General features: G+C 38.1%; 19 protein-coding genes. 11 read left to right on the top strand and 8 right to left on the bottom strand.

All coding sequences use genetic code 11. The annotated features are described in order from the left end of the window. Positions 1-278: 278 nt before the first annotated feature. Genes EZ456_RS00410 through EZ456_RS00400 form a run of 3 tightly spaced genes read right to left on the bottom strand, consistent with a single transcriptional unit; the run spans position 279 to position 4,496 of the window. Positions 279-848, bottom strand: coding sequence for a Crp/Fnr family transcriptional regulator (locus tag EZ456_RS00410; RefSeq protein ID WP_131526331.1), 570 nt, complete (start codon positions 846-848; stop codon positions 279-281). 55 nt (positions 849-903) lie between these two features. Further along, on the bottom strand, positions 904-1,686 hold the full coding sequence (locus EZ456_RS00405; RefSeq protein ID WP_131526330.1) for a GLPGLI family protein: 783 nt from the start codon (positions 1,684-1,686) through the stop codon (positions 904-906). Positions 1,687-1,691: 5 nt separating this feature from the next. Beyond that, a complete protein-coding gene (locus EZ456_RS00400) occupies positions 1,692-4,496 on the bottom strand; it encodes an outer membrane beta-barrel family protein (protein WP_165501197.1) in 2,805 nt (934 codons plus the stop codon). 295 nt (positions 4,497-4,791) lie between these two features. On the opposite strand from EZ456_RS00400, the gene EZ456_RS00395 reads away from it, so the two are divergent. Next, positions 4,792-5,433, top strand: a complete 642-nt coding sequence (locus EZ456_RS00395; RefSeq protein WP_131526329.1) for a GIN domain-containing protein — start codon at positions 4,792-4,794, stop codon at positions 5,431-5,433. A 202-nt stretch (positions 5,434-5,635) separates the two neighbouring features. On the opposite strand, the gene amaB is transcribed toward EZ456_RS00395, so the two are convergent. Then, positions 5,636-7,177, bottom strand: coding sequence for an L-piperidine-6-carboxylate dehydrogenase (gene amaB / locus EZ456_RS00390; RefSeq protein ID WP_131526328.1), 1,542 nt, complete (start codon positions 7,175-7,177; stop codon positions 5,636-5,638). Positions 7,178-7,388: 211 nt separating this feature from the next. Between amaB and EZ456_RS00385 the strand changes: the two genes are divergently transcribed. The 3 genes from EZ456_RS00385 (at position 7,389) to EZ456_RS00375 (ending at position 11,443) form a co-directional block, all read left to right on the top strand. After that, a complete protein-coding gene (locus EZ456_RS00385) occupies positions 7,389-8,270 on the top strand; it encodes a TraB/GumN family protein (RefSeq protein ID WP_131526327.1) in 882 nt (293 codons plus the stop codon). 107 nt (positions 8,271-8,377) lie between these two features. Further along, on the top strand, positions 8,378-10,888 hold the full coding sequence (locus EZ456_RS00380; RefSeq protein WP_131526326.1) for a M1 family aminopeptidase: 2,511 nt from the start codon (positions 8,378-8,380) through the stop codon (positions 10,886-10,888). Between the two features lie 357 nt (positions 10,889-11,245). Then, entirely contained in the window at positions 11,246-11,443 is a 198-nt protein-coding gene (locus EZ456_RS00375) for a hypothetical protein (protein ID WP_131526325.1), read from the top strand. 149 nt (positions 11,444-11,592) lie between these two features. Here EZ456_RS00375 and EZ456_RS00370 read toward each other — a convergent pair whose 3' ends face one another. Beyond that, positions 11,593-12,048, bottom strand: coding sequence for a nuclear transport factor 2 family protein (locus EZ456_RS00370; RefSeq protein WP_131526324.1), 456 nt, complete (start codon positions 12,046-12,048; stop codon positions 11,593-11,595). A 250-nt stretch (positions 12,049-12,298) separates the two neighbouring features. Between EZ456_RS00370 and EZ456_RS00365 the strand changes: the two genes are divergently transcribed. The 7 genes from EZ456_RS00365 to EZ456_RS00335 all read left to right on the top strand — a co-directional run bounded on the left by EZ456_RS00365 (position 12,299) and on the right by EZ456_RS00335 (position 18,395). Continuing rightward, positions 12,299-13,702, top strand: a complete 1,404-nt coding sequence (locus EZ456_RS00365) for a tetratricopeptide repeat protein (protein WP_131526323.1) — start codon at positions 12,299-12,301, stop codon at positions 13,700-13,702. Positions 13,703-13,762: 60 nt separating this feature from the next. Further along, positions 13,763-14,530 carry a phosphosulfolactate synthase gene (locus EZ456_RS00360; protein WP_131526322.1) on the top strand — a complete coding sequence of 256 codons (768 nt, stop codon included), beginning with the start codon at positions 13,763-13,765 and terminating at the stop codon, positions 14,528-14,530. A gap of 81 nt (positions 14,531-14,611) precedes the next feature. Continuing rightward, positions 14,612-15,355, top strand: coding sequence for a shikimate dehydrogenase family protein (locus tag EZ456_RS00355; RefSeq protein WP_131526321.1), 744 nt, complete (start codon positions 14,612-14,614; stop codon positions 15,353-15,355). Between the two features lie 74 nt (positions 15,356-15,429). Beyond that, positions 15,430-16,020 carry a gliding motility lipoprotein GldD gene (gene gldD, locus EZ456_RS00350; protein WP_131526320.1) on the top strand — a complete coding sequence of 197 codons (591 nt, stop codon included), beginning with the start codon at positions 15,430-15,432 and terminating at the stop codon, positions 16,018-16,020. Positions 16,021-16,067: 47 nt separating this feature from the next. Beyond that, a complete protein-coding gene (locus EZ456_RS00345; protein ID WP_131526319.1) occupies positions 16,068-16,706 on the top strand; it encodes an MBL fold metallo-hydrolase in 639 nt (212 codons plus the stop codon). A gap of 68 nt (positions 16,707-16,774) precedes the next feature. Further along, complete coding sequence (locus EZ456_RS00340) at positions 16,775-18,010, top strand: ABC transporter permease (RefSeq protein ID WP_131526318.1); 1,236 nt, start codon at positions 16,775-16,777, stop codon at positions 18,008-18,010. 1 nt (position 18,011) lies between these two features. Continuing rightward, positions 18,012-18,395 carry a hypothetical protein gene (locus EZ456_RS00335; RefSeq protein WP_131526317.1) on the top strand — a complete coding sequence of 128 codons (384 nt, stop codon included), beginning with the start codon at positions 18,012-18,014 and terminating at the stop codon, positions 18,393-18,395. Between the two features lie 1,024 nt (positions 18,396-19,419). Here the strand turns inward: EZ456_RS00335 and EZ456_RS00330 are convergent. The 3 genes from EZ456_RS00330 to EZ456_RS00320 all read right to left on the bottom strand — a co-directional run bounded on the left by EZ456_RS00330 (position 19,420) and on the right by EZ456_RS00320 (position 24,247). After that, positions 19,420-21,096, bottom strand: a complete 1,677-nt coding sequence (locus tag EZ456_RS00330) for a sodium/sugar symporter (RefSeq protein ID WP_131526316.1) — start codon at positions 21,094-21,096, stop codon at positions 19,420-19,422. Between the two features lie 319 nt (positions 21,097-21,415). After that, entirely contained in the window at positions 21,416-22,747 is a 1,332-nt protein-coding gene (gene xylA, locus EZ456_RS00325) for a xylose isomerase (protein WP_131526315.1), read from the bottom strand. Between the two features lie 24 nt (positions 22,748-22,771). After that, positions 22,772-24,247, bottom strand: a complete 1,476-nt coding sequence (locus tag EZ456_RS00320; protein WP_131526314.1) for a xylulokinase — start codon at positions 24,245-24,247, stop codon at positions 22,772-22,774. Between the last annotated feature and the right edge of the window lie 51 nt (positions 24,248-24,298).

The following is a 24,298-nucleotide window of genomic DNA, read 5'->3' as shown; positions in this document are numbered from 1 at the left end:
TTCCTAAAAAGAAAAAATATTTAATAATTATTCGGAAATGATTGGTTCTGAGCTTTTGGCAAATCCTGTCCCGCTTTTGGTACGAGTTCCGATGAAGGATCGGAAGCTCTTCCCGACAATCGGGTTTAGGTGGCCCGGAATGTGGGGATATTAAAGGATTAATCACCAAAGGTCCTACGGAACATTTCATGTTTTAGGCACCTGGTTGTTTACCGTCAATCATCTTTTTCAATAAACCTAAAGGACTGTATTAGTGCTAAAGTCGAAATAATGAAGAATTATTTTTTAGCCCTGATTTTACTTAAAAATTCTGGGGTAAAGCCCAAGTAAGAAGCCAGCATATACTGAGGCACCCGCTGTACAAATTCAGGAAATAAACTATTAAAATGGCGGTATCTTTCTTCAGCTGTTTGGCTGTATAGAAATTTTATCCTTCTTTGCGTTGCCTGATGGTTTTTTTGCAGGATCAATCTAAAATACCGTTCCAGCTTAGGGAGTTTATGGAACATTTCATCATAATGATGATGTTCGATGGCAATCACCTCAGTGGTTTCTGCTGCCTGGATATAAAATTCAGATTGCTCCTGAAACAGAAAGCTGGTTAGATCGGTAATCCACCAGTTTTCTATGGCAAACTGAGTGGTCTGCTCAGCACCCTTTATGTCGATGAAATAAAGCCTCAAGCAGCCTTTTGCCACAAAATAATTCGCCCTGCAGGTTTGTCCTTCCTCTAATAAAAAAGCCTTCTTTTTAACGGAAAAAGATTTGAGAAACCGGGCAAGAATTTCCTGCTCATCGTTACTCAAATCTATAAATTTATTAATGTGCTTATAAAGTGCGCTACCCATTGCTATACTATTGATTAGCTAAAATAGGTATAATTATAAAAACGAAATCAATAGCTTAAAGCGAAAAAGCCTTATATATGGGATGCGCATATTCACCCCAGTTTTTCATCGCGCCAAGTAATATTGCTTTTAAAGCTTTGTTATCAGTAGGTTTTCCTTTTGTTGGGGCTGTTAAATCTTTTTCAGGAATGGTTACCTCTGTTACTTTAGTTGCAAACCAGGTTATATTTTCGTGGGGTAAGGCTAAACCTAAAATCATACCGGGTAATCCGGTAAAAGATTCTGGGCCGCCTGAAACTGCAATCTGATCCGAATAATAAGCCACAACATAAACTGAGTCCATAATGATGGCATTTGCCCTGCGGCATTCGTAACCCGCAATTTCTCTTGTCTCGTCAGTAATTTTCCAGTTGATTTTACGCAAACTGTCTTTTACCAGATAAGTATCCTCGTAAACATTCTTTTGTGTAATACTGCTTTGCAGTTCGAAATTTGTGGCGACAGTATTTTTTAAATCAGCTAATACATCAGTAGATAGCCAGTTATTGTTCATTGTTTCTTCTACGGTTGGCCATTTATATAAACTTTTATCCTTGGTAAAACTCAGCGTGCTTTTGGCAGCTTTAAACTGAGGGCTATTCTTTTTATACTGATCAAAAGCATCGTTCATGTAGGTTTCATTGTTCTTATTGATTTTCTTTTTGATGATGGCATACATATTGGATCTTTTCTCAAATTCGATCACGCCATTTTGAACGAAATGTACATTTTGCGCAAAAAGATCATTGCTGGTGAAAATAACAGCAAATAGGATGATATATTTTAGTGTAGTTTTCATGATTATTATTTTTGTGTTTTAATGCCGCCGCCCATTTTGCTAAAATCCCATGATACCGAAAACATTAAATACCGCCTTATAGTGGTATAACTGCTTTGGCTTATGGTTGTATTGTTTGCTGAACGGTTAAAGCCGATATTTTGGTTTAAAATATCATTTACAGTTGCTGAGAATCTTAAGTTTTCTGATTTGAAGAATTTTTTGCTTATTGATGCATTCCAGATAAGACGCTCAAAGCTTTCGGTTAGCACTTGTGTTTTTCCGTTGTACTGGTATTCTGCATCTGTAGATATTTCAAACTTACCTGGTAATTGCACATTACCCGAAGCATAACCAGTCCATCCCCACCCATCACTATTCCTACCAATACTTGCTCTTGCCATATTATATGAAGGGCCAAAGCGTGTATAAAAGCTATAACTTTTTTCTTTATATTTCGAGATATTGATACCCCCGCCGTAGCTATAGTTTTTAGTGTTATTTAAGGTCCTGCCTAAATCAGTGGTAATAAAGTTGTAAGAAGAGCTTCCATTTGCGTCTACGTTTAAACCTACGTTTATTTCGCCAAGCGTGTTTATTTTCCTACTTATCTGCCCATATAAATAAAAATTTGTTTGCATTTTATCATTATAATTGATGTAGCGGTAGGTGCTTTTACCAACACCATTAGTAGTTACATCACTAATGATTGGATTTGCAGTAAAGCTGTAAGAGCCGCTTAACCAAACCGATTGGTTGGTTAATACTTTGTAAGAGTTATAACTAGCGCTGACATTGCTCCTAAACGATGGTCTTAAATCTTGATTTCCTTCCACAACATTAAATGGATCATTATTTATCCTAACTGGCTGAAGTTGATCAAGTGAGGGCTGGTTGGTATTACCATTATAGTTGATCCGTAATGATTTTTGCTGAGAAAAACGATATTGATAAGATGCTTGCGGCATGTAATTAATAAAGTTTCTTACATAGATTTTATTGTGGTAAATGTCATCTTGCTTAAAATTTACACCACTAAACTTCGATCCGAAATTGATAACGGTTTTACCTTTTTTATAGTTGAAAATTGCACCAGCCTGATTAATGGTCTGGTTCAGTTCAAAGTTGTTACTGTAAAGGGTATCTAATATATCATATCTGCCACTTCCAGATTGATTAAAGGATAGCCGATCCGACTTTCCATTCATTAAAGTTAGGCCATAGTTAATAATCACGGTTAAATTTTTTGAAAGAGGCTCAGTATAAGCAGCGTTTAACTTAAAGGCATTATTTGTAATATCATTAACCTTTAATTGATTGGTAAGACTATCTATTATTCCTGTTCCAGTCTCATTTGCCCGTTTGTTAAGCGATTTTAAGTACCCTTCACTATTACTTTTATTAATCGATTGATTTAAGTTTAATGATAATGTACGTCCTTTTTTCTTTAATCTTTTAGTGAATAAAACGTTCATGTTAAAACTTTGATCATCTACCTCGTTGGTTAGCGTTCTGTCAGATGAATTTAGGAATTTATCATTTTCACCATAAGTTTTGGTTATAAAATGGTTTGAGGTATTACTTTTTTTCAATTCGCCATCAACATTAACTTTCATCGTTAAGGTGGTGTCGATCTTCATTTCATACATCGCATCCAATTTCTGTCTGAACATGTCTTTGTCGAATGATTCATCAGATGTGTTGTTTTGTACTCCCGATTCTAAATTGTTCTGACTTATTGAATTTTTCGTGCCTGAGACTCTGATCGATCCAATTTTATAATTCGTATTTAACGATTCTTTATCCTTATTCCATTTGTTATCAAAATGCAAGCCGCCAGTTCTCGCTACGGGTAAGCCCTCACCATTATATCGCCCATCATAACTATCAAAATCATCTCCACCACTGCTAAAATACATTCCTCCGTCATCACTCATGGTTAATCCGCTAGAACCACTATACTTGTCCCTGTCATCCCAGCCCAAGCCTACCGTTCCGTTATTGCCCAGAATACCATAGGCAGAGAACTTCTTTTTGCCCCAAAATTTATTAAACATGGCCTGCCCCTGATAAAAATCTTTGGTGCCATAACCGCCTTGTACTTTACCGAAATAGCCGTTCTTTTTATCTTCTTTGAGTTTAATGTTAAGTGTCTTGGTTTTTTCGCCATCATCAATGCCTGTAAAACTAGCCTGATCGCTAGCCTTATCGTAAAGCTGAACAGATTCTACCATATCAGCCCGAAGATTTTTAGTTACCAGCGTTGGGTCGTCGCCAAAAAATTCTTCACCATCTACCAATACCTTCGGAACAGTTTTGCCTTGAGCTGTAATTTTCCCATCCTTATCTACCTGAAAGCCTGGAAACTGTTTAATCAGATCTTCAACCTTTGAGTTTGGTTCGATATTATATGCTTTGGGATCAAACTCTGTGGTATCGCCTTTAATTTTTATAGCTGTTCTGTTTCCTTTAATAATTACATCGGCAAGAATTTTGGCCATCCCGGTGAGATTAATCTTTCCATAATCTTTAACCTGGGTGGTAGAATCGAGCATAAAATGATCTACAAAATCTGCATACTTAGGATAAGAAACCAATAGGATAAACTTCCCGTTTTTAATTCCGCTAAGCTCGAATGAACCATTTTCTGCGGCCCTTGTAAATTTTACAAGGGTAGAATCTTTTGCATTTAAAACGGCAATAGATGTTCCTGATAAAAGCGTTGTCGATGCGGTATCAATCGTTCGGCCTTTAATGGTGTGGAGGCTCTGTGCTTTTGAAAAGGTAGTAATAAGAGCAAAAAGGCACAGTGAGAGTAACAGACGTTTCATAGATAGGATTTGGTTTTGTTTGCCGAATATAAAACTAATATATTAGTTGTTTGTAATGATTTAACCTTTTTTAACATTATTGCCTCGTAATCAATTCTTTTTAATCTTTCAGGTTTTACAATCAATCGTTTTTCGTATAGGTTAATTAGGCGTTCGTCTATAAATACAAGCTCATGGTATAATAGTTAATAATTGGCTGAAACGTTTTTGATAGCTCGCAGTCTTAATTAAAAAACCACCTAATAATTAGGGATTTAAAACAAAGTATTTATCACAATATAAAAATATTAAAGTCATGAGAACTTCTATTAAAAATTTATTCGCAGCTGCATTAGTAATGGTTACTTTGAGTAGCGCAACAGTAGTAGCAAATGCTACAGAAAACAATACAAATTATACCGCGATAACCCAGGTTAAAAATGTTGGTAAAATTGTAGTAACCGGAAATGTTAAATTGATCCTGGTTCAGGATGTTAAAGAAAGTGTTGAAGTTTACGATCAATATTATACCAAAAATGCTTTGGTACAACAACAAGGAGAAGAGCTTCGAATCAGTTCTTTTGATAAAAATACCTTAACTGTAATTGCACACGTAAATAATTTAACCGCCATTGAGGCATCAAACACCGCAACGGTAAGTACTGCAGGAAACTTTAATCTGTTAAACTTAAATGTTGTTTTGGGTGATAATGCCTCGGCCGATATTAATGTTAATGCTGTTAACCTAACTACAGACGTAAAAGATTCAGCATCGTTAAAGCTTGAAGGTTCAACAGAAACACACTTATCTGTAAGCGGCATAGCTTCTAAAATCGAAACCAGCAAATTTACTGCTCAGGATAGTAATATTAAATGGGTTGCTAAATCTGCTATAGCAGGCAACAATAAATCGCGCTACGATGATTTGCAAGTAGATTTATTAGAAAAACTATTCTAATCCTCTATCATATATTTTACCATAAAGGCGCTGAATTTAAGTTCAGCGCCTTTTTTTGCAACTGTCGTCATTGCGAGAAGGCTTTTTCAGCCGACGAAGCAATCTTACAACGATCGCTCATAATCAAAAAAGATTGCCTGCCTGCTACAGGCGGGCTTCGTCGTACCTCCTCGCATCCGATAGCTATCGGATGACGATTCTTTTACAAATCAAATTTTATACCCTGTGCTAAAGGCAGCGTGTTCGAATAATTGATGGTATTGGTTTGTCTGCGCATATAAGCTCTCCAGGCATCCGATCCGCTTTCCCTGCCACCACCTGTTTCTTTTTCGCCGCCAAAAGCACCGCCAATTTCTGCACCTGAAGTGCCAATATTCACATTTGCTATACCACAGTCAGATCCATTGGCCGATAAGAACTGTTCTGCCTCTCTTAAATTCAAAGTCATAATGGCCGATGATAATCCTTGCGGAACAGCGTTTTGCAAGGCAATGGCCTCATCTAGTGTTTTGTATTTAATCAGGTATAAAATCGGTGCAAACGTTTCATGTTGAACAATCTTAAAATCATTCTGAACCGCTGCAATGCATGGCTTTACATAACACCCGCTTGTATAGGCATCGCCAGATAAAACGCCACCTTCTACCACAAAATTGCCGCCTTCAGCCTTACATTTTGCTATAGAATCTAAGTAGGCTGCAACCGCATCGGTATCAATCAGTGGACCCACATGGTTATTTTGATCTAAGGGATCGCCAATGCGTAATTGTCCGTAAGCTTTAACCAGTTTAGCTGTAAAAGCATCATATACGCTTTCGTGGATAATTAGCCTTCTGGTAGAAGTGCAACGCTGGCCTGCAGTACCAACAGCACCAAATACAGCACCAATTAAACTCATGTCTAAATCAGCATGTTCTGAAATGATAATGGCATTATTGCCACCAAGTTCCAGCAAGCTTTTTCCTAACCGCGCACCAACTGCAGCGCCAACTGCCTTACCCATGCGTGTCGATCCGGTGGCAGAAATTAAAGGAATACGTCCATCATTTGTCATGAGTTCGCCAACTTCCCTATCACCTAAAACGAGATTACAAACCCCTTCGGCTATATCGTTATCTTTAAAAACCTTTGCAATAATATGTTGACAGGCAATAGCGGTTAAAGGTGTTTTTTCTGATGGTTTCCAGATGCAAACGTTACCGCAAATCAATGCCAGGGCGGTATTCCAGCTCCATACTGCTACAGGAAAATTAAATGCAGAAATAATGCCCACAATTCCCAATGGATGCCATTGTTCGTACATGCGGTGGCTAGGGCGTTCGCTGTGCATGGTTAAGCCATAAAGCTGCCTTGATAAACCCACTGCAAAATCACAGATATCGATCATTTCCTGTACTTCGCCAAAGCCTTCCTGTAAACTTTTCCCCATTTCGTAAGAAACCAAGGTGCCTAACGCGTCTTTATTTTCACGTAGTGCATCACCAAACTGGCGCACAATTTCCCCTCTTTTTGGAGCCGGAACTGTACGCCAAGCTGTAAATGCTTCCTGCGCTTTAAGTACAACATCATCATAATCAGTGGCACTTGCAACCTTGGCCGAAGCAATCAGTTTACCATCAACGGGAGAAAAACTTTCCAAGGTGTTTACATTAAGTTCTCCACCCCAATTGCTGCCAGTACTATAGGCGGCATTGTTTGCATTAATGCCCAGTTTGTTTAAAATGGATTGAATATCTGTATTCATATAGCTAACGATTTACACAAAAAAACAAAAAAATAACAGAAAGGAGGTCACATTCGGGTCTTTAATTATTCCCATGATCATTATCATACTTTAAAGCTAACCAGGTGTAGAATAGGGCTATGATTATGCATTTTTTGCTTTGCAATATAAATAGTGTAGTTTTCCAGAAGAATAATGATGCCAATTTAAATCCTGCTCGATCTAAAATAGAATGATGAAAATAAAATTATTGCTTATTGCCTTTTTAGGGTTCAGCGTTACCCTTTGCGCGCAAACAAAAAAGACAAGTAACTCACTCTTGTGGGAAATTTCTGGTAATGGGTTAAAAAAGCCATCTTATCTATTTGGTACGCACCATTTAATAGCTTCAAAATTTGCCGATACGATGAAGGTTTTGCAAGAGAAATTAAAATCAGCCGATGCTGTGGTTGGTGAAATTGTAATGGACAGTACCATACAAAAGAAAATGGCGCCGTTTTTAATCATGAAGAACAATACCCTTGATAGTTTATTAACACAAGCAGAATTTAAAGAGGTAGAAGATTATTTCAAAACCAAGCAACCCGGTTTTGAATTAAAGGAGCTAAATAACTTTAAACCTGCAATGGTATCACTAATGATTATGCTTTTTGATAATCCGGATATGTTAAAAGATGTAGGAGAAGGAATAGATAATAGTTTCCAGGCCTATGCCAAAAAGAATGCGAAATCTTTATATGGATTAGAGACAGCCGAATATCAGGGTGCACTTTTATTTGATGGTGATTTACAGAAGCAAAAAAAAGCACTCTTAAAATCTGTCAGAGAAATAGATAAAAGCAAACAAAAAATGCAAGAATTAAAAACCTATTATCTTACTCAGAACATAGATAAATTAACCGATCTCTTTAAAATTCAGGATGAAGAAAACAAAGAATTTATAACCGAGCTCTTAAAAAACCGGAATAATCGATGGTTAGATCAATTGCCTGCCCTGATGCAAAACCAGTCGCTGTTTATAGCGGTTGGCGCGGGTCATTTAGTAGGTGCCGAAGGCCTGATAAAAGGGCTGCAGCTTAAGGGTTACATTTTGAAGCCTGTAGCAACCAATTAAATATTTCTGTTAGATTAAAAAAAACAAAAGAAAGGGAGCTACATTTGCGTTTTACTTTAGCACAAATACCAATATTTAAAGTAAAACTAATTTGTAAAGACATAAAAATGAATAAAAAAATTATTGCCTGTGGTGTAATGTTGGTTTCAGCCTTTATGGTTAACCCACTTTCTGCACAGGAACAGCCTGTAGAAAAATCGAACAACTTAAATACTTACCGTGTAACTGCAACTAAAGTGAACGATCTGGTGCATACCAAACTCGATGTATCTTTTGATTATGCAAAACGATATTTATACGGTAAAGAGTGGGTTACTTTAAAACCTCACTTTTACGCTACAGATTCTTTAACCCTCGATGCGCAGGGCATGGATATTAAAACCGTTGCTTTGGTTGGCGCTAAAGGAAATATTCCGCTTAAGTATGTTTACAATGATAATAAGCTGTATATCGCACTCAATAAAAAGTACACCAATACCGAAAAGTACACGGTGTATATTGCTTACACCGCAAAACCCGATGAATTGAAAGTGAAGGGGAGTGCGGCCATAACCGATGCTAAAGGTTTATATTTTATCAACCCGGATGGTACAGATAAAAATAAGCCAACACAGATCTGGACACAGGGCGAAACGGAATCGTCTTCGGCATGGTTCCCTACTATCGATAAGCCTGATCAGAAAACTACTGAAGAGATTTCGATGACGGTAAAATCGAAATACACAACGCTTTCTAACGGGAAATTAGTGAGTCAGAAAGCCAATACAGATGGAACCAGAACCGATACCTGGAAAATGGACCTTCCCCACTCGCCATATTTGTTCATGATGGCTGTGGGTGAATTCAAAATCACAAAAGATACCTATAAAGGTAAGGAAGTAAGTTACTACCTGGAGCCAAAATTTGCGCCTTATGCAAAGCAGATTTTCGGGAAAACACCTGATATGATCCAGTTTTACAGCAATTTGTTAGGGTTAGATTACCCATGGAACAAATATGCGCAGGTGGTGGCCAGAGATTACGTTTCGGGCGCAATGGAAAATACTACGGCTACTTTACATGGCGAGCAAGTACAAAAAACAGATCGTGAATTGTTGGATGAAAATGAGGAAGGAACCATTGCACACGAGCTTTTTCACCAATGGTTTGGCGATTATGTAACCGCAGAGTCGTGGTCTAACTTAACCATGAACGAATCTTTTGCCACTTTTGGCGAAGTTATCTGGCATGGGCATGATGAAGGGCAAGATGCGGAAGATAAATCGCGTTACAGTAAATTGCAGTCTTATTTAGGATCGACAAAAAAAGGTGAAAGCCCTGTTTTGGCACGTTTTTACTATGGCGACAAAGAAGATATGTTCGATAACATCAGCTACGCTAAAGGATCGATTATTTTATATGCCTTAAAAAATCAAATGGGCGATGCCGCTTTCTACAAGTCGCTTAACCGCTACCTCACTACCAATGCCTTTAAAAATGGCGAAACGCACCAACTGCGTTTGGCTATGGAAGAGGTTACTGGAAAAGATTGGAGCCCTTACTTTAATCAGTGGTATTACAATGGTGGTCACCCGGTTTTAAGCATCGATTATGGTTACGAAAACGGCAAAGCAACAATTAAGGTTAAACAAACGCAAGATTCGAGCGTGCAGACCTTTACATTACCAATTAAAATTGATATTTATGCCGGTGGGAAAAAAATCAGAAAGGAAATCCTGATCAATAGCCGTGAGCAGAGTTTTAGTTTCGAGGTGAGTGCTAAACCCGATTTAATCGATTTTGATGTAGATAAAATTTTAGTTGGCGAAACCAACGACAATAAAACTGCTGAAAACTATTATTTCCAATACAAAAATGCCCCGAGTTATGCCAATAGAATTGAAGCCTTGCAATTTATTATGCAGAGCAAAGCCAGAAGTGGCCAGCTGGTATTGCTAGAGGGTTTAAAGGATAAATCGGCAGATTTACGCGCTTTAAGCATCGATGGCATTAACTTAGAAGATGCCCAGATTAAAGCAGCAGCTTTACCGATTTTACTTCAGATTGCTAAAACCGATAAAAATACCGAGGTAAGATCTGTTGCAATTTTGAAATTAGCTGAAACTGGCGATCAGGCTTACAAAACTTTAGTTTTAGCCAGTTTAAAAGATAGATCGTACAAGGTAATTGCTGCTGGTGTTGATGGTTTGGCCAAACTGGCACCACAAGAGAGCATTGCTGCTTTAGCATCGTTAGATGAGGATACGAAAGGACATATTGCACCTTCTATCGCAACGTTATACATCAAGGAGCCGAAAGATGAATATCAGGCCTTTTATGATAATATTATGCTTACAGGTGACAGAAATAAGGTTTTTGCAGTAGTTGGTCAATATTTTCAGTATCTGAGGGCCAACAATAATCCTGCAGTTACCGAAAAAGGTATAATGAACATTAGCGCTGCCATTGAAAGATTAAAATTACAATCTTATTTAAACAAGCAACTTTCAGGAGCCTATACTGCAGCTTCGCAGGCTAAAACACAACAAGCTGCCGCAGTGAGCGGAGAGGCTAAAGCAAAGCTGAGCAAACAGGCCGAATTATTTAAAAAAGGCGCAGCAGATCTGGAAAAGGAATAAAATTTAACACGGTCATATGGCGGTTCGTCATTCTCAACTTAGTTGGGAATCCTAATGCAATGAGCTTTAAGATTCCCACCTGCGTGGGAATGACGATCGTTCTTTTACAATCTATAAAAGGTAGTTGAAGGACAATCTTTTTTGATTTTTAAGTGGCAATGGTCTTCGACTATGCTCCGGCTGACGGAATGATTTGTACCGCTAGCAACCCCAAATAGTAGCAGGAACAGTTGTATATAAACGGGATCCGATAGCTATCGGATGAAATGGCAGCTCACGATTGAAAATCGGGACTATAACGAAAAGTCCGACCAACATTAAACTAAGACACAGACTTTGCTTTCCGAAAAAATAAACATGAAATATAGAATTGAAAACCGATTTACATGGGGAAAGCGCTATTTAGAGGTTTTGGAAATGAACAGTTCTGTGCCTATGGCAGCCAGTAGCCCTGCTATCCCTCCAAGTCCTCACTCATGCTTCGCTCCGGGCTTTTCGTTCTATCAGGTTTATAAACTGAGGGCGGTGCATCTTGGCCTATGCAGCCCCAAATAGCAGCACGAACCTTCGTAACTAAACGGGATTGCAGTGGCAGCTCCAGATTTTTTATTAAAATCGGGACTATAATGGAAAGCCCGACTAACAATAATCAAGCTAAAGGCTTTGCTTTCCAAAAAACAATAATAACTTATCCATAAAAATCACTAGTTGCACTTATCCTTTCTCCTTGTATCAATAATGTAAACAATTTGCCAACCCTTATCTCCTTTTACCAACTGAAAGGAATTAACCCCACAATGACTAAATTTTTCGCCCAGATAAAATTTATAGTCCGTCCAAACGGAGGCCAAAGGACCATCAATTAATATTTTGGTAAAAACAATACGCTCATCGTATTTTTCCTGGTGTGGAGTGCCGATAAATTTAATAAAATCGTTAACCGATTCGGTGCGTATACTCACCTTACCTTCTTTGTTTGCTATGGTTTGCATTATTGCTGCTGGTGCAAAGGCGGTTTTGGTTAAAGTGCTGTCTCCATCTTTCATACCGGTGAAAAGGTTGTTAATGGTTTTTTTGACGGCACTTTCTTCATCGCTTTGTGCAAAGCCATTTGTTGTAAAACAAAGTAAAAACAGGGCAAAAATGACTAATCCTTTCATGACTTCTTGATTACGTATATACCATAAATTTATAGTATTTTTGTCAAAGAAGGGAAAAGGAACCGCGATGTTGCAAAAAATCTATCGATTATCCACACATCTTAATCACAGTCAATACGCTTTATAGTCAGCTATTTACGCTGTTTTGGCCGATTGATGTTAATAATTATTTTGAAAACGGATAATTAAAACTTGTAAACTTATAATGTATTTTTCTGCTAATTGGCACGGTTCTTTAATAGTATAATATATGGAAGAAGAATTCTTTTTTGAATCCAACGAAGATGCACAACGCTCGGTAGAACGTTACGAAGAAATGCTCCGGAACCAGGATCAATATTTCTTCGATGCAGGGGCATTCGAATACATTGTGGATTTCTACATTGAGAAAAATGATCCGGTCAAAGCTTTGCAGGTAGTTGATTTTGCAATCAGTCAACACCCTTATGCAACAGTGTTTTTAATTAAACAAGCGCACCTTTACATTTTAACCAATAACCACGAAAAGGCTTTTATTGCTTTGCAAAAGGCCGAGCTTTTAGAACCATCTGAACCGGATATTTATTTGCTTCGCGGTAATATTTTTCAAAATACCGAACGTTTTGATGAGGCTTTGGAAAATTATGAAAAAGCTTTGGGGCTGGCCGAAAGTACCGATGAGATTTTATTGCAGATGGCTTATGTTTACCAGAGCATGAGCGATTATGAAAGCGCCATTACCTATATTAAGCTCAGTTTAGAGCAGAATATGGAGAACCAGGATGGGTTATATGAGTTGGCTTTCTGTTACGATGTTTTAGATAAACAAGAAGAAAGTATTAAGTTTTATCAGCAATACATCGATACTGATCCGTATTCTTACGCGGCCTGGTACAATTTGGGCAACAGTTTCCACAAGTTGAACCTTTTCGAAAAAGCGATCGACGCTTATGATTACGCGATCCTCATTAAGGAAGATTTTAGTTCAGCATATTTCAATAAGGGCAATGCCCTGGTTCAGCTCGATAAATATGAAGAGGCGATAGATGTTTATAAACAGACTTTCGAATATGAACAGCCTAATGCCGATACTTATTGTGCCATTGGCGAATGTTACGAGAAACTGGAAAAAATGGACGAAGCCCGTTCTTATTATAAAAAATCGGTAAAAATGGATCCTAAAATGGCAGATGCCTGGTTTGGGATTGGGGTTACACTGAATTTTGAAGAGCGTTATTTCGAATCGTTGCATTTTTATAAAAAAGCAATCGATTTAGAAGCCGAGAATCCTGATTTCTGGTTCGCCATGGCCGATGCTTATTATAAATTAGGCCAGATTGATGAATCGATCGAAGCTTATGAAAAAGTATTGGAGTTTAATCCTTTAGATATTGAAGCTTGGTTAGATTTTAGTACGGTGCTTTACGAACAAGGAAAGTTGCTCGAAGCGTCAGAAACGATGGCCGAGGCAATCAAGAATAATCCGGAAGCTGCAGAACTGTACTACCGAATGGTGGCTTATCTTTTTGCCTTAGGAAATCATAGCGATGCGCTGGGCTATTTGGAAACGGCTTTAACAACTGACCCTGATAAACATTATATTTTATTTGAATATTTGCCCCAATTGCAGGATAATAGTGCCATTTTAAACGTTATAAACAGATATATTAGGTAATGACCTTGTGAGAAAAATTTAACAAATAAATCTCAAATTTTTTTTCACTTTTGTACGCATATGAATTATCCATTATTAAACGTTCCCGAACGTCCAGCTAAACCACGCCAAAACGGCTTAACGATGGTTATGGATAAGGGATTAAGCCTTCGCCAGGTTGAAGATTTTATTGAAGTTGCCGGCTTACATACAGATATCGTGAAATTAGGTTGGGCAACATCACATGTAACACCAAACCTTAAAGAAAAATTAGCTTTATATAAAAGTGCAGGCATTCCTACCTATTTCGGTGGAACATTATTTGAAGCCTTTATCATCCGTAATCAGTTTTCAGATTATCAACGTATTTTAGATCAATACGGAATGGAATATGCAGAAGTTTCTGATGGTTCTATCGAGATTGAGCACGATAAAAAATGTGAGTTTATCCGCGAACTTGCCAAACAGGTAACGGTTATTTCTGAGGTCGGCAGTAAAGATGCTGCAAAAATATTTGCCCCATACAAATGGATTAAATTAATGCAGGCAGAAATTGAGGCGGGTTCATGGAAAGTAATTGCCGAAGCACGCGAAGGTGGTAATGTAGGTATTTACCGTGGAAGCGGCGAAGTACGTGAAGGATTGGTTGATGAAATTTTAACTCAGATTCCTGAAGAAACCATTATTTGGGAAGCACCTCAAAAAGAACAGCAAGTTTGGTTTATTAAATTAATTGGTAGCAATGTAAACTTGGGTAATATTGCTCCGGCAGAAGTAATTCCATTAGAAACCATTCGCTTAGGACTACGTGGAGATACTTTTGACTATTTCCTGAACCAAACAAAATAACTCAACTCGCTATTGCGACGCGCATAGTTAAATAAACCTTACAGGTTTCAAAAACCTGTAAGGTTTGCTTTTTATATGAAAATGAAAACATACGGCTTAATCGGATATCCACTTTCTCATTCTTTCTCGAAAAAATATTTCACAGAAAAATTTCAAAATGAGGGCATAACCGATCATCAGTATGAGCTTTTTCCTATTTCCGATATTAAATCACTGCCCGATCTGCTGAGTGAAAACCCTTCACTGTGTGGACTTAATGTAACTATTCCGCATAAAGTTAACGTACTTTGCTATTTAAATGAAGTGGATGAAGCTGCAGAAAAAATTGGTGCTGTAAATTGTATTTCGATCAAAAATTTTGAAGGTAAAAACTATTTAAAAGGCTATAATACCGATGCGTATGGCTTTGAAGAATCCCTAAAACCATTGTTAGGACCGCAACATACAAAAGCGCTTGTTTTTGGCGATGGTGGTGCGGCAAAAGCGGTAAAGTATGTTTTAGAAAAATTAAATATTCAATATCAGGTTGTAGTACGAACGGCTGTTCCCGGCGCTATTTTATATTCAGAAGTTACACCAGAGATTTTAGCCTCACACCAGTTGTTGATCAACACCACGCCCTTGGGCATGTCGCCAAGTGTAGATACTTTCCCAGAAATTGATTACAGTTTGCTTGGGCCGGGTTATTTAGCTTACGATTTAGTGTACAACCCGCTTGAGACTGCATTTTTAGCTAAGGCTGCAGAACGTGGTCCGGCGATTAAAAACGGTTTGGAAATGCTGTACAAACAAGCAGAAAAAGCTTGGGCAATCTGGAATAAATAATTTAACTTATCGTCATTGCGAGGAGGAACGACGAAGCCCGCCTGCAGCAGGCAGGCAATCTTTGATAGAATGTTATGAAATTAAAACAATTGATTCTTCTTTTACCCTTTGTACTGCTTTTGTTCATAACAGCTTGCCAGAACCACGATTATAGTCCAAAGCCAAAAGCTTATTTCAGGATTGTATTTCCTAAAAAAGACTACATAACATTTACCAAGCCTGTTCCTTTTACTTTCAAATATCCTACTTATGCTGTGGTAGAACAAGATCAAAGCCGCGATGCCCAAAAAAACTGGTACAATTTACACTTTAAACAGTTTAATGGCTTTTTGCATTTAACTTATTACGATGTTTCGGGTAAAGGTGAATATGATGAAATGGTAGAAGATGCCCGAAAACTTGCCTTTAAACATACGATAAAAGCAAGCGCAATTGATCAAAAGCTGATTAATTACCCTGATCACAAAGTTTATGGCATTTATTACGCCATTGAAGGGAATACGGCTTCTTCTGTTCAGTTTTTTTTAACCGATAGCGCTAAACATTATTTTAGAGGAGCTTTATATTTTAATGAACGCCCACAATACGATTCTATTGAACCCGTTGTTAAATTTATTAAAAAGGATATCGATACCTTGATTTCTACCTTTAGGTGGAAAAATTAATTTATTATTTGTCAGCCTACTCCTGAAACAGGATTTTTCTAAAACTTATGATTACAATAAAAACCTTCACTTTTAACGCTTACAGCGAAAATACCTATGTGCTTTACGATGAAACCAAAGAATGTATCATTATCGATCCGGGCATGTACGAGGGTTTTGAACAAAATGAATTGGCAGCTTTCATTAAAAATGAACGCTTAAAACCGGTCTTATTGCTCAATACACATTGTCATCTCGATCATGTTTTCGGCAATAAATTTGTGTTCGAAACCTATGGCTTAAAACCACAGTTTCATGAGGGTGAATTACCCATTTTAAATGCGGTTCCTGGTTATGCTCCATCAATGGGTTTTACCCGTTATGATATATCTCCCTTGCCTGATACCTTTTTGCCCGAAACAGGGACTATTTCTTTTGGCAATAGCACACTTACCTTAATTTTTGCGCCTGGGCATTCGCCAGCGCACCTGTGTTTTTACAGCGCGGCCGATCATATTTTAGTAGGTGGTGATGTACTTTTTTATGGAAGTATTGGTCGTACTGACCTGCCAGGAGGTAATCATCAGCAGTTAATCCAAAACATTTCCGATAAACTGTTTGTCTTACCTGATGAAACCAAAGTTTATCCTGGCCATGGACCAGCCACAAGTATTGGTTTTGAAAAACAACATAACCCATTTTTTTAAGGTAAGATGGATGATGTAAAAGGGATGATGGTGGTATTCCATCTTACATTTTAACTATCTTTGCCGCTGTGAATACATCGTTTTATATTGCCAAAAGGTATCTTTTCGCCAAAAAATCTACCAATGCCATTAACCTGATATCGGGCATATCGATGGTAGGTGTAATGGTTGGTAGCGCAGCATTGATTATTATCCTTTCGGTATTTAACGGTTTAGAAACAGTGGTGCTAAATATGTTCGATACCATTACCCCGCAGATTGCCATTACCCCGGCTAAAGGAAAAACCTTTGATCCAAACACAAGCTATTTTAATGCGCTCAGAAAAAATAAAGATGTTGCAGCTTTTACTGAGGTGCTGCAAGAAAATGCCCTACTAAAATATAACAACAAACAAGCTGTTGGAATGGTTAAGGGGGTAAGTTTAGATTATTTGAAAAACACTAAACTTGATAGTACCATAAAAGAGGGGCGTTTTATACTGCACAACAGAAGCGGTGATAATGCGGTAATCGGTTCTGCCTTACAAAGTTATTTAGCCGTAAACACGGTTGATCCCTTTACGGAGTTAGAAATTTATTCGCCAAAGAAAGATATTTCTGCGAATAGCTTAAATCCGGCTGACGATTTTGTGGTGAAGAACATTCGGGTAAGCGGTGTTTTTGAAGTACAACAAGATTTCGACAACGGTATTATTGTACCATTGAGTTTTGCCCGCGAACTTTTGGGCGAAGATAAAAAAGTGTCTGCAATAGAGATCAATCTCCAGCCAGGTATTGATGTAGATGATTTTCAGAAAGAAGTAATTGAAAAAGCAGGTAAAGATTACGAAGTCAGAAATCAGGCTGAGCAAAATAAATCACTCTACCACATTTTAAATACCGAAAAATGGGCCGTATATATTATTCTTACTTTTATCCTGATTATTGCTATATTTAATATCATAGGGTCGTTAACCATGTTAGTAATCGATAAGGTAAAGGATGTAGCCATTCTGAGCAGTTTAGGCGCAGGCAAGAAATTAATCAAACGTATATTTTTATTTGAGGGCATGATGATCACCATGTCTGGCTGTGTGTTGGGCTTAATCATTGGTCTCATATTTTATTATTTTCAGCACACGTATGGTTTTATCAAAATGGGCGATGAAGTAAACAAAACGCTGGTAAGTTCTTATCCAATCGGATTAAAATGGAAAGATTTTGTTTTAGTTTTTGTTACAGTAGGTATCTTCTCATTTTTGGCATCTGCTTTGTCATCCAATTTAAGTGTTAAAAAGATAGATCAAATTAATCAAACCATATAAAATGAAGTTATTTAAACAAGCAATTGTATTTGTTGTGCTCCTTGGCGTAGCTGTTACAGCTTGTAATAGGAACGATAAAGCCGAGGGAGAAAAGAGTAATCTGAAAACGGTTAAAGGTTTGTATAGTTTTGGCCCTGAAATGAAGTCTTTTACCTTATGTGAAGATGGGCGCGAGTATTGGGTTACAGACAGTGTAAAAAACTTAGAACTCTCTTATAGCAACCTAGGCTTCGAAAAGCCTTATGAGCCAGTATATGTAGAATTAGAAGGTTATTTTGCGAAATCTGATACCGCAACAGTTTCCCCTGATTTCGATTCTACCTTAGTGGTCATGAAAGTACTTAAAATAAGCAAAGAAATTCCTGACGGACCTTGTTCGCAGTAACCGTTCAAGAACATATTTAGCAAACGCCTTGGTTCGTGTCTCCACGAACTAAACCAATGGTATAGATAAATAGCTTATACGATTGTTAGATTGAAAGCCTAGCGTTTTAAATAGTTTTTTCTTGAAGCGCAATTGCAGTACTAGTCGATTACAGCAGTCCGGCTCATTTCGTTTCAAGTCCTCTCCCGATGAAAAATCGGGATGCGTGCTTTTCACGTCAATCAGGGCTAGTTTATAACGTGCTTTACTACTATTGAAAGTAAAACAGCATCATCCAAAAAGTTTCTTTTCTCCGGTTATAACCACAAATAGTAGCACTGTCCAAGCCACCTAAACCTGATCGGAGTGGTTCTGATCCTTTACCGATAAATCGGCACTAAATTAGCATCGGAAGTAAAGGAGAGCAGGACTAACCTCACCTAAAGTTACTGCACTTGCTTTCCAAAAAAATAGCATTATTATATTCCGGGTTCTGTTAAAACAAAAAAGCTTTCCCGTTTCCAGAAAAGCTTAAACGCCTTGGTTTGTGTCTCCACGAACTAAACCAATGGTATAGATAAATAGCTTATACGATTGTTAGATTGAAAGCCTAGCGTTTTAAAATATTTTTTTCTTGAAGCGCAATTGCAGTACTAGTCGATTACAGCTGTCCTGTTTTCGTTTTAAGTCCTCTCCCGATGAAAAATCGGGATGCGGGCTTTCACTTCAATCAGGGCTAATTTAGAAATGCCTTTGCTACTATTCAAGGTAAACTGCATCATCCAAAAAGTTTCTTTTCTCGGTTATAACCACAAATAGTAGCACTCCAAGCCACCTAAACCTGATCGGAGTGGTTCTGATCCTTTACCGATAAATCGGCACTAAATTAGCATCGGAAGTAACGGAGAGCAGGACTATCATTCCCTAATGTTGCTGTATCTGCTTTCCCCAAAAAAATAGCATTACTATATTCCGGATTTGGTTAAAACAAAAAAGCTTTCCCGTTTCCAGAAAAGCTTTTGAAATTATAATAAAAAGATATCTCCTACCAGTATATGCTGTAAAGGGCTACCAATAAACCGATAATAATTAACGAACCAACAGCAAAGCCTGTTGTGGTTTTGAACATTTTTGAATCGATTTCCAGACCTTTTGGATTAACACCATTTTTGTTTTCGAACAAGCTGATAATTACCATACCGATAATACAGAATACGAATACAATACCCATTCTATCTAAGAAAGGGATTTCGTAAATACCCACTGCATTTTTAACCGAGAAGCCCACTCCCGACATCCAGGAAAGATCGGTCCATGTTGGAAGAACCTTTAATAATAACGATAATCCGAAACCACCAATTGTTGCGAAAAGTGCTGCATTTGAGGTTGCTCTTTTCCAGAAGAAACCAAGAATGAACATGGCAAAAATACCTGGAGATACAAAACCTGTATATTCTTGGATATATTGGAAACCACCTTTTTTATCGATACCTAAGTATGGTGCAATGATAACACCCAATACCATGGCAACAACTACGGCAATTTTACCTGTAAAAACGAGGTTCTTTTCAGAAGCATCGGTTTTTAATACTTTTTTATAAATATCTAACGTAAAAATGGTTGCAATACTGTTTGCTTTACCGGCTAATGAGGCTACAACTGCTGCGGTTAGCGCTGCAAATGATAAACCTTTTAATCCGGCGGGTAATAAGTTTAACAATACCGGGTAGGCACGGTCTGGATTAACAGATCCATCCTGCAACATCTCCGATTGGAAAGCACCATCTTTATATAATACGTAAGCAGCAATACCTGGCAATACCACAATAATTGGCATTAATAACTTTAAGAATGCAGCAAACAAAATACCGCCACGGGCAGTTTTTAAATCTGCGCCTAAAGCGCGTTGGGTGATGTATTGGTTACAGCCCCAATAGTTAAGGTTTACAATCCACATACCACCTACTAATACGCTTAATCCTGGTAAATCAATGTAATTCTCATTCTCCGGTTTTAAAATCATATGGAAGTGTTCTGATGCTTTGGAAGTCATCAGGCTATAACCTTCTAAGATACCTGAGGTTCCGTAATGGGTAGAAACCAGGTTTAATGCCAGGTATGTTGTGGCCAAACCACCCAGAATTAAGAAAAATACCTGAATAACATCGGTATAACCAATTACTTTCATTCCACCTAGTGTAATTACAATGGCAAAAGCTGCAATGGCATACATACAGAAAGTTAAATCGAATCCAGAGATACTGCTAACAGCTAAAGCACCTAAATAAAGGATTGAAGTTAAGTTTACCACTACGTACAATAACAACCAGAATACAGCCATAATCATGGCCACTGTTCCATTGTAGCGTTGGTGCAAGAACTGAGGCATTGTAGCAATTTTGTTCTTCAGGTAAACCGGAATAAAAAAAACAGCAACAATAACCAGCGTAAGGGCAGCCATCCACTCGTAAGTTGCAATTGCCAGTCCCATCTTAAAGCCCGATCCGCTCATGCCGATAAACTGCTCTGCAGAAATATTAGATGCAATTAAAGATGCACCAATTGCCCACCAGGTAAGTGAACCTTCAGCTAAGAAATAATCTTTTGAGCCTGTGGATGCGGATTTTTTCTTATTGTAGATGTACAGACCGTAAGCAGCCACAATAACGAAGTAGATTGCAAATACAATGTAATCCTTCGTGTCCAATAAGTTGTTTTTCATTAATATAATAGCGGTTATTTGGTTTAGAAATCTAAATGTAGTAAAATCATAAATTAATCTTCGCTTTTTTTTGAATTAAAAAGTGTTAAAGTGACGTTTATTAATTTGGCCTCCCTTCAAATTGAAGGTTGTTGAGCTAAGACTAACTAAGTTTATCGTCATTTCGACTGCAAAGCAGCGGAGAAATCTTTTAAACTTGTAGAAAATTAAGCGCCGTATCATCAATGGTCTGTATCTCCACAGACCATTTTAATTAAATCAAATGCTAGTAGCCTGTGAGGACACAGGCCAGGGAGAATTACATTTTATAAAAATAGATTTAAATATACCTATTGATCAAATTTTCTAAATATTCTTGCTTCCCACTGCGTACCTCTGGTTCGCCGTTTTCTGCTGCATAGTTTCTTAAATCTTCTAAACTTAGTTTACCTTGTTCAAATTCGGCGCCCTTTCCGTTATCAAATGAAGCGTAACGGTCTGTCCTCACTTTTTTGTAATCAGATTTTTGAAGAATGGCATCTGCAGTAATTAATGCCCTTGCGAAGATGTCCATGCCGCCTACATGCGCATAGAATAAGTCTTTCGGGTCAGTAGAGTTACGGCGGATTTTCGCATCGAAGTTTACACCTCCACCTTGCAAACCACCACCTTCTAAAATGATTAACATGATTTCTGTTAGTTCATTAATATCGTTCGGGAACTGATCGGTATCCCAGCCATTTTGGTAATCGCCACGGTTTGCATCAATAGAACCTAATAAGCCATTATCTACAGCAACCTGTAACTCGTGCTGGAAAGTATGTCCAGCTAAGGTCGCATGGTTAACTTCTAAATTTAATTTGAAATCGGCCAACAGATCGTATTGTTGTAAAAATCCTTTTACTGTAGCGGCATCGTAATCATATTGGTGTTTAGAGGGTTCGCATGGCTTCGGTTCAATGAAGAATGTTCCCTTGAAACCCTGTTTACGTGCATAATCTTTAGCGGTATGTAAGAATTTTGCCAGGTGCTCCTGCTCGCGTTTCATATTGGTGTTCAATAAGCTCATGTAGCCTTCTCTTCCTCCCCAGAAAACATAATTTTCGCCACCAAGGGCAATGGTTGCATCCAAAGCTGCTTTAACCTGCGCAGCTCCGTGTGCCAACACATGGAAATCGGGATTGGTAGATGCACCATTCATGTAGCGCTTATGGCTGAATAAATTGGCTGTTCCCCATAACAGTTTTACGCCGCTATCTGCTTGTTTTTGCTTGGCATATTCAACTAGGGCCTGTAACCTGCGTTCGTTTTCGGCAATATCGTCGCCATAATCTACCACATCCACATCATGGAAACAATAATATGGGATCTGCATTTTGGTGATAAATTCAAAGGCTGCGTCCATTTTATCTTTTGCCCTTTCTACTGCATCTTTCTTTTCATCCCAAGGGAAAATGTGTGTTGCGCCTCCAAAGGGATCGGCACCATTGCCATTGAACGAATGCCAATAGGCACAGGCAAATTTAAAGTGTTCGTTCATGGTTTTGCCCGCTACAACTTTGTTGGCGTCATACCATCTAAATGCTAATGGATTATCGCTTTCCAGGCCTTCAAACTTGATTTGCTCAATGCCTTTGAAAAATTCCTTTGCTCCTGTTACTACTTTTGTCATGATAATTATTTTGTGGTTCTTATTTTATAATGATTTGATTAATATTTTTTTCCAATCCTGATAAATTGGTTCATATACTGCCGAATGTTGCGGTATTAAAGTTTTAATTACTTGGTGGTTGCTAAAAGCTTCTTCTGCACTTTTAAAAATCCCAGCACCTATCCCGGCACCTAAGGCCGCGCCAACACTGCCGTCGTTTTCATAAAGTTCTACCGGAATGCCCGTAACGTCAACAAAAGTTTGCGCGAATACATCGCTTAAAAATAGGTTGGCCCTTCCAGCACGGATTACTTTAGGTTTCATGCCGTTTTCTCTCATAATATCTAGTCCATAGCGGAAAGAAAAGGCAATTCCTTCTTGTACTGCCCTAAAAATAGCTGATTGATCGTGGAGATTTAAGTCGATACCCAACAATTGGGCTCCGGTATATTTGTTGTTTAACATCCGCTCGGCACCGTTTCCGAAGGGAAGCACTTTTAAGCCATTACTACCTATTGGTGCTTTTGATGCCAGGTTGTTGAGTTCTGCGTAAGTAGCTTTAGGTGCGAAATTATGTTTTGCCCAACGGTACATGCTACCGGTGCCATTGATGCAAAGTAAAACGCCGGTATGTTTTTTCTCTTCTGAGTAGGTAACATGCGCAAAGGTGTTTACTCTCGATTGTTTATCGTAAGTAAGGCCATCACTCACCCCATAAATCACCCCTGATGTTCCGGCTGTTGCGGCAACCTCTCCAGGTTTTAATACATTTAAAGAAAGCGCATTGTTGGGCTGATCGCCAGATTTATAGGCAACAGGAATGCCGCTTGGTAGACCTAAAGAATAGGCAATATCAGCTTTTAAATATCCATGTTCCGAAAATAAAGGTTTCATGGTTGGGATAAGGTTGCCCGAAATGCCATAATAATCCATTACATCTTTAGAGATTTCATGATTTTCAAAATCCCAAAAAATGCCTTCAGATAGTGCCGAAATACTTGTTGTAATTGCTCCAGTTAATTTCATGGCGATGAAATCGCCTGGCAGCATCATTTTATCGATGTGGCTATACACGTCTGGCTCGTTTGCTTTTACCCAAGCCAGTTTTGATGCAGTAAAGTTGCCGGGAGAGTTTAATAAATGTTTTAACGATTTTTCTTTTCCAATTGCATCAAAAGCACTATTGCCTAGCTCGACTGCTCTGCTATCGCACCAAATAATACTATCGCGCAGTATCTGTTGGTTTTTATCTACAACAACCAATCCGTGCATTTGGTAGGCAATACCAATCGCTTTAATTTCTTTGGGATCAAATAAGCCTGTTGAATTTAATTTGAGGATTGCCTGCTGAACATTTTGCCACCAATCATTAGGCGATTGTTCTGCCCAGCCCGATTGCAAAGATTTGATAACTGTTTCCTCTTCCGGATATTGTGCTGTAGCAATGTTTTTCTGTGTAGCCACGTCAACAACTGCAACTTTTATAGACGAGGTTCCTAAATCAATCCCTAATAAATACATGGTTTTAAGCTATTTTAATATTCGGTTATGCAAACGGTTGCATAAAGATAG

The sequence above is a fragment of the Pedobacter psychrodurus genome (assembly GCF_004331735.1).
GTDB classification, from domain to species: domain Bacteria; phylum Bacteroidota; class Bacteroidia; order Sphingobacteriales; family Sphingobacteriaceae; genus Pedobacter; species Pedobacter psychrodurus.
This window is presented reverse-complemented; position numbering and strand designations above follow the sequence as displayed.